Origin of the sequence: Actinomadura sp. 7K507 (genome assembly GCF_004348425.1) — a bacterium.
GTDB lineage: Bacteria > Actinomycetota > Actinomycetes > Streptosporangiales > Streptosporangiaceae > Spirillospora.
In genome coordinates this window covers 1-5,996 of record NZ_SMKK01000372.1, presented here as the reverse complement: position 1 = coordinate 5,996, position 5,996 = coordinate 1, and the positions used below count along the sequence as shown (strand labels likewise).

3 protein-coding genes and 1 tRNA gene are annotated in these 5,996 nt (G+C 70.8%); 2 read left to right on the top strand and 2 right to left on the bottom strand.

What is annotated here, in order from left to right; translation table 11 throughout:
• Window positions 1-118: 118 nt before the first annotated feature.
• Both E1285_RS42555 and E1285_RS42550 read left to right on the top strand, forming a co-directional pair.
• Window positions 119-194: transfer RNA gene (locus E1285_RS42555), tRNA-Glu, on the top strand.
• Between the two features lie 148 nt (window positions 195-342).
• Complete coding sequence (locus E1285_RS42550; RefSeq protein WP_132160567.1) at window positions 343-1,419, top strand: DUF6461 domain-containing protein; 1,077 nt, start codon at window positions 343-345, stop codon at window positions 1,417-1,419.
• Between the two features lie 373 nt (window positions 1,420-1,792).
• On the opposite strand, the gene E1285_RS42545 is transcribed toward E1285_RS42550, so the two are convergent.
• Both E1285_RS42545 and E1285_RS42540 read right to left on the bottom strand, forming a co-directional pair.
• Window positions 1,793-3,934 carry a serine/threonine-protein kinase gene (locus E1285_RS42545; RefSeq protein WP_132160565.1) on the bottom strand — a complete coding sequence of 714 codons (2,142 nt, stop codon included), beginning with the start codon at window positions 3,932-3,934 and terminating at the stop codon, window positions 1,793-1,795.
• A partial coding sequence (locus E1285_RS42540; protein ID WP_132160563.1) for a serine/threonine-protein kinase occupies window positions 3,931-5,996 on the bottom strand: 2,066 nt, incomplete at its 5' end. The genes E1285_RS42545 and E1285_RS42540, both read right to left, overlap by 4 nt.

Below are 5,996 nucleotides of genomic sequence, written 5' to 3'. Positions count from 1 at the left end.
CCTTGACACCGAATCCCCCACCCGCACCCCCGAACCCGACTAACCGTTTGCACGGCGCCTCGCCGCGTCCCCTACACTTGTCCCAAGTCACGTGGCGGCCACCACCGCCACACTCCAGGCCCCCTTCGTCTAGCGGCCTAGGACGCCGCCCTTTCAAGGCGGTAGCGCCGGTTCGAATCCGGTAGGGGGTACCACGCGCATGGCTGCATGATCATCACGCGGCCAGGCGCCATCCCTCGTGACCACCGCATTCGCCGCTTCTAGCTGCGTGCCCGCCGTTTCGGGCGTGACCGTGACCTGGACATCGACCCGGTTGCCCGAGCGCCATAGAGGAGACCGGCCGTGTCAACCTCCTACGACTGGCTAGGCGAGTTCGGCGACCTCGAGGGGTACATGTTCGTAGGGTTCGTCCACGGGGCCGACCCCTCCGGGCTGCTGGTGAGCATGGACGCGGGGACGGTGACCGGCGAGATGACCTTTGACCAGCTCAAGCAGCAGCCCACGCCCAGCGTGCGGGAGGTCCCGCCCAATGCAACGCGGCTGGGCGCGACTCGACTCGGTGCCTGGACCGTGCTGTGGTCCGACAACGCCGTCGCGAACCAGCTCATCGACGCGCTGGTGAAAGCGGCTCCAGCGCGCGCCATGGTGATCGTGGCCGGCTCCTACTCCATCAGTAGCCAGTTCCTGTACCGCCGCGACGGTTTCGTCCAACTGGCCTTCGAGCCCTACGACCGCACCGCCATCACCGGGCAGGACGCCGAGTCCTTCGTCCCCTTGATGGCCTCGGCCGGAGTGCCCCTCATCCCCGTGGACCGTGCGACCGGGCTCCCGCTGGATTCCGACGCCGACGACCCCGGTGACCCCATCCGCGGATCTCTGACGCTCGCCGACCAGATCACCGGAACACACCTGACAGCCGAGGTCCTGAGGGGCGCCTTCACCTGGGGCCTGTTCACCCGTGATGACTTCTCCCCCGCCAAGCCGGTCAGCACCCACCCGCTGCGCGACACCGAGAACATCGAGTCCGCCCTGGAGGCGGCCACACCCACCGCGCGCAGCCGAGCCGTCATGTTCGCCCTGCAACACATAGCCGAGGACGCGCAGGTCACCGGTGACCCGGTCGTGACCCGAGCCCTGGAAGCCGTCCGGCAGGGACACACCGAACCACCCGCCGACCTGGCCCCGGTACTGCAGGCGTGGAGGCAGGAAGCCCGCTCCGCACCCAAGCGATGGGAGGTCGGCCCGAACGACACCGAGAAGATCGCCCAGATGCGCCGTGGCGTGTACCGCAACAGACTCGCCGAAGCGCTGGAAGCCGCCTACGGCATCGACCCCGCCCAGGCCGCGGCCGCCGTCATCTCCCACGTCCGGCATGACGTCACCGCCCGCCCCCGACTGCTGGACATCCTGAAACAATGACCCCCCAACCCAGGCCCCTACGGCCATAGAGGCGACGTTAAGGAGATCGTTCCTTCGCTGTCTCCCTTGCCGACGCCTACGGGGTCACCATTCCCGCGCCGGACCTGCAGACCTTTCGATGCGCCTGGCGACCACTCCCTGTGGCCCCCTCTACAACCGTCATGTGAGTCCAGGCCGCGAGCTGGCAGCCCTCCTGCACGCGGTTTCGCCGTCGGAAACCTGATCCGCCGACGGCTGCGTTTGCGGCCTGGATCGCTTGTCCACGGGACGCCCGCCGATTCGATACCGCCAATCGTGGCCCTGGCCTGGGGTTCACACCACGCAAGAACCGCGCCGGTTCGGTGAGAGGCCGGAAGGAAGAAGGAGCGTGGGTTCAGTCGAGGTGGAAGGCGAGGAGGGCGGGGCCGTGTGCGGCGGCGAGGGTGGGGCCCTTGGTGCTGAGTTCCCATTGCTTGTGGGAGACAGGGGTTGTTATGGGGTAATTCCAGATGGCTTGTCCTGTTTTGGCGTCCCAGGCGTAGAGGCCCGAGTTCGTGGTGCCTGCCACGCCGAGGCAGATCAGCCCGCCGGTGGCGATTAGTGGGGCGTTGTCGGGCGCGGGGGTGTCGGCGGACCAGAGACGCCTGCCGGTGCGGGCGTCCAGGGCGACGAGTTGCGGGCTGTCCAGGACGTAGGCGTATCTCCCGTCGACCAGGAAGTTTCGTGCCCGGCCGCCGGGTGAGGTCGGCGTGTAGGTCCACCGCTGTCGGCCGGTGGACGCGTCCAGGGCGTAGATGGTCGGCCCGTTCATGTAGACCAGGCCATTGGCCACGGTCACGTTGAGCAAGAGCGCGTCCTTGTCAGGGTCCCTTGCGGCGTTGGGGAGCTCCGCGCTCCAGACCTTACGGCCGGTGTCGGCCGACAGCGCGTCGAGAGTGGCGCGAGCGGAGCTGGCGAAGATCAGTGCACCGTCGCGCGGCATCAGGAGCATCGTCTCGAGCGGCCTTGACCACCGGACCTCGCCCGTCGCGCTGTCGAGCGCGAAGTGCCGGCTCTGGCCACCCTCCTTGATCGCCCCGACAAGGACGGTGGGGCCTTGGACGCCGTGGCAGTTGATGTAGGTGTACGAAGCCTGCGGCCACTCGCGTATCCAGAGGCGGCGGCCGGTGGCCGGGTTCAGGCCGATGATCGTCCGGTCCCCGGTGAGGATCAGCAGGCCGCTGGTCGGGACGATGAGCTCGGGGTACCGGTATTCCGCCGGTGGGTCGTAGGTCCACTTGTCCGTCTGGGACTCGTCCCTGGCGACGACCGCGACGCTGGAGCCGGGCATCGTGTAGATGAGCTCCGGTCCGGCGACCATCTGGCCGGTTTCGGACCAGAGCTGCCGACCGGTGGCCAGCGAGTAGCAGCGGAAGTCGTCCTCGAAGACCCCGCGGGCGACCGAGATGATCGATCGAGGGCGGACTACGAGGCCCATGTCGTCCTCGTCCTCGATCGTGGTTCGCCACAGCAGCTTCGGAGGGGAGAGCCGGACTTCCTGCTCGCCTCGGGTCGCGGCCAGTGCGGCGGCGGTTCCGCCGCCGATGGCGGCGAGTCCGGCGATGGCGGCCCCGCCGGCCAGCAGCCGTCGCCGGGTGCGGGCGACGGCTACCGTTCGCAGATCCAGGACGAGGGTGTCCTCCCGCTGCCGCAACTCGTCGCCCATGTCGCCGGGGAGCCAGCCGGGCGTGACCGGCTGGGCGGCCGGCAGCGTCGGCAGCAGTTTCGTGGGCGGACGCCGGTCGGGATCCCGGCTGAGGCAGGCGGCCACCAGCTGCGCCAGGGAAGCCGGGACGCCGTCCAGGTCGGGTTCTTCGTGCAGCGTCCGATGGATGATCGTAGGGACCGCGCCCTTGCCGAACGGTGGGCGGCCGGTGGCGGCGAAGGCCAGCACGGCGCCGTAGGCGAACACGTCGGCGGCCGGTGTGAGTCGCGTCCCGTGGATCTGCTCGGGGGACATGTAGCCGGGGGAGCCGATGAACTGGCCCTCCGCGGTGAGCGTGGCGGTGTCGGCGGCCTTGCTGATGCCGAAGTCGATGACCTTGGGGCCGTCCTTGGCGAGCAGGATGTTGGCCGGTTTGAGGTCGCGGTGCAGCAGGCCCGCCTCGTGGATCGCGATCAGGGCCTCGCCCAGTCCGGCGCCGAGGGTGCGCAGCGGCGGCTCCGGCATGGGTCCGTACTGTTCGACCGTCGCCTTCAGGTCGAGGCCGTTGACGTACGCGATCGCCAGCCACGGGACGGTGCCGTCGGGTTCGGCCTCGACGACCGGGCTGGTGAACGCGCCGCTGACCTTCTGGGCGGCCTCGACCTCGCCCCGGAATCTGGCGCGGAAATCGGGGTCTCCGGCGAGTTCGGGCCGCACGACCTTGATGGCCACCGCTCGTCCCGCCGGGGACGCGCCCAGGTAGACCACGCCCATGCCGCCCTCGCCCAGGCGCCGCAGCAGACGGTACCGCCCGATGCGTTCGGGGTCGCCGGGCTCCAGCGCCGCCGTCATCGCCTCACCTGGAAGCGGTAGAGCCGCTTGTGGTCGGTCGCGAAGACCGACGAACCGGACGCCGCGACTTCCCAGCCGCGCTGCGTGCCCGCCGGTCCCCGGTGCGCCCACAGTGCCCGGCCGTCGGTCCCGGCGACGAGGATGCCCTGGGACGGGCCTGCCGGGTCGTTGAAGGCGGCCGCGACGAGGCCGCCGGTCGCCGCGATGTGTCCCCGGTCGTCGGCGAACGGTTCTGGACCGGCCAGCGTCCACCGGGCGGCGCCGGTCGCCTGGTCGTAGGCCTGGAGAACCTCGTCCTTGAAGATCACGTTGGCGCCTGCGGGGATGACGGTGCCGAACTGCTTGTCGGTGTCCCGCGACCACACGGGCCTCCCGGTGGCGGTGTCGACCGCCTGGAGGGTGTCGCCGAAGTTGCCGAACACCCGCCCGCCGGCGACCGAGATGTCCAGGCTCGCCTTGTCCCGGTCGCCGCCGCTCTCGGGCCAGGTGCGGACCCAGCGCTCGCGGCCCGTGAGGGGGTCGAGGGCGGCGAGGGAAGGCTCGGTGCTGAGGTAGAGGCTGGACTGGTCGACCGCTCCGGAGGTCAACCCTCGGCCGGGGAGGTGCCACCGGATCTCGCCGCTGGTCAGATCCAGTGCCCAGTAGTCCCTTCTCGATCGCACGATGACCGTGTCGCCCACCACACCGAGGACGGACGTGGGATCGACGTCGCGCGGCGTGGGGAGGTTCGTGGTCCTGCCGGTCGGAGCATCGACCAACGTGATCGTCTGGTCCTCGGGGTCGCCGACGACGCCGCCGAGGACGACGAGCGTCGATCCGCGGGCGAGGTTGCCCGAGTACTCGGCGTTGGCTTTTTCCTCCGCCCACAGTTGCCGGCCGGAGCCGGCGTCCACCCCGTACATCTCCTGTTCGCCGCCCCACAGCACGACACCGTCCGCCACCAGCACGATCGACGTCCCGGTGACAGGCTTGGGTGGGGTGAACGTCCACGCAGGCGGGGGCGCCGCGGCTAGGGCGGTGGCGCGGGGAGCGGCCCTGGCGGGCTTGGATCCCCCGCGGGTCATCACCCAGCCCGTCGTCCCCGCGCCGATGCCGGCGACGGCGACCGCACCGGCCAGTCCCAGGATCCGGCGTCGCCCGACCCTGCCCGCCGCCGTGTCATCGACCCGCGGCGGCGGTGGGGGCGTGACCGGCTCCGACGCCGCCCTGGTCGCCTCGGCCTCCCTGGCCGCCACCTCCTGACGCAGCGCGGGCGAGTTCAGTGCCTGGGCATCGGCGGGGGTCAGCGCGGCGAGCACGGACTCCAGGGCGGGACGTTCGGCCGGCTCCTTGGCCAGGCAGGCGGCCAGCAGTTCACGCAGTGGCGCGGGCACGCCGTCGAGGCACGGCTCTTCGTACATGACCTCGTAGAGCACTCTGGCCGGGTCCCGCTCGCCGAACGGCTTGGCCCCCGAGGCCGCGTAGACCAGCACACCCGCCAGCGAGAACACGTCCGCGGCGGGCCCGGCGTCCCTGCTTCCGGCGATCTGCTCGGGGGCCATGTAGGCCAGCGTGCCGATCATGGCGCCGGTGCGGGTGAGCCGCGTGTCGTCGGTGACCCTGGCGATCCCGAAGTCGATGATCTTGGGGCCGTCCTCGGACAGCAGGATGTTGCCGGGCTTCAGATCGCGGTGCACCAGACCGGCCCCGTGGATCGCCCGGAGCGCTTCCGCCAGTCCCGCGCCCAGAGCCCGGACGGCGGACTCGGGCAGCGTTCCGACGCTCGCGAGGGCCTCGCTCAGCGTGGGCGCGGGGACGTAGCCGGCGGCGAACCAGGGCTGTGGCGCGTCGGCGTCGGAGTCCAGCACCGGGGCCGTGTAGAGCCCGCTCACCTTGCTCGCGGCGGCGACCTCGCGACGAAACCGCTCCCGGAAGGCCGCGTCGTCGGCGAACTCCCGCCGGATGAGTTTCAGTGCGGCCAGCCGGGCGCCCGGCGATCGGGCGAGGAAGACGATCCCCATCCCGCCCGCGCCGAGCCGGGCGAGGATTCGGTACGGCCCGACCCACGCAGGGTCCCCCGGTT